Origin of the sequence: Microbacterium sp. B24, assembly GCF_000333415.1 — a bacterium.
Lineage (GTDB): Bacteria > Actinomycetota > Actinomycetes > Actinomycetales > Microbacteriaceae > Microbacterium.
In genome coordinates this window covers 1-1,341 of record NZ_BADB01000175.1, presented here as the reverse complement: position 1 = coordinate 1,341, position 1,341 = coordinate 1, and the positions used below count along the sequence as shown (strand labels likewise).

Annotated in this window: 1 protein-coding gene and 1 pseudogene; one reads left to right on the top strand and one right to left on the bottom strand. The window is 74.3% G+C overall.

The features are described 5' to 3' along the window. A pseudogene (locus I5I_RS04515) lies at positions 1-311 on the top strand (hypothetical protein); the annotation flags it as partial. A 15-nt stretch (positions 312-326) separates the two neighbouring features. Here I5I_RS04515 and I5I_RS04510 read toward each other — a convergent pair. After that, a partial coding sequence (locus I5I_RS04510; protein WP_036316907.1) for an RsmB/NOP family class I SAM-dependent RNA methyltransferase occupies positions 327-1,341 on the bottom strand: 1,015 nt, incomplete at its 5' end.

Genomic DNA, 1,341 nt, shown 5'->3' with positions numbered 1-1,341 from the left:
AGCTCGGTCCCGGGGATCCTCTAGAGTCCGACATTCCGGAAACCCTGCGCGACGGCACGAAGATCATCGACGGGACCATCACCCGCAGCCTCCGCGCCGAGACGCAGGCGAAGCTCGCGAACCTGAAGCCCGAGGCGATGTACGGCGATCCGGGTCAAGTGCGTACGCCGTATCTGGGCGGCGTCGAGGTCACCGCGGACTGCGACGTCAACGGCCAGCGCCGCACCGGCTGCTCGTTCCTGTTCCTGCCGTCGCTGGGGTCTGCACTGGTCGATCTCACGGTGACGCCGCCCGTCGTGCGCTGGGACTGAGCACCGGGGCGGGGCTCAGCGGCGGCGCAGCAGCGAGATCGACATGGCGTCTGTGCCGTGGCGGTGCGGCCACAGCTGCGCGCGGCCCGATCCGTCCGCCGGGGCGGCGAGGTCGATCGGGTGCTCGGAGATCGCAGCCACGGTCGCGCGCGCGTCGAGCTCCTCGACGCCATCGCCGTGCGTGCGCAGGGCATCGGCGACGATCGCCGCCGTCTCGGCCAGGTGCGGCGAGCAGGTGACGTACGCGACGACGCCGCCGGGACGCAACGCCGCGAGCGCGGCCGACAGAAGCTCTGACTGCAGCGAGGCCAGCTGTGGCACGTCGGCGGGCTGCTTGCGCCAGCGGGCTTCGGGACGGCGTCGGAGGGCTCCGAGACCGGTGCACGGTGCGTCGACCAGGATGCGGTCGTAGCGCCCGTGTGCGGCGCGCGTGCGGCCGTCCTCCTCCGAGACGGGCACCGGCAGCGGGACCGCGGCGACCGAGTCGCGCACCAGGCCCGCCCGCGCCGGGGAGAGCTCATTGGCCTCCAGCGTGGCGCCGTGGGCGAGAGCTTCGGCGGCGAGGACCGCCGTCTTGCCACCCGGGGCGGCGCACAGATCCAGCCAGCGCTCGCCGGCCGTGACCGGCTGCACGCGCGCGAGCGAGAGTGCCGCCAGCTGCGAGCCCTCGTCCTGCACGCGGACGCGGCCTCCGGATGCCGCGACGAGGGCACCCGGGTCGCCGCCGCCGGAGAAGAACCCGAGCGGTGAGTAGGGCGTCGGCGTCGCGTCGGCGGGGCGATCGGCGAGGCCCGGCAGTGCGGCGAGCGTGACGACGGGCGCGGCGTTGTCGGCCGCGAGCAGCGCTTCCAGCTCGTCCCCCCGACCCTCGGCGGCCAGCGCCCGGCGGAACGCGCGGATCACCCAGACGGGGTGGGCGTAGCGAACGGCGAGTCGCTCGTCGTCGGAGCGCGCGGCGGCGGCGAGATGCTCGTCCCACTCCTGCGGCGTCCGCTCACTGACGACTCTAGAGGATCCCCGGGACCGAGCT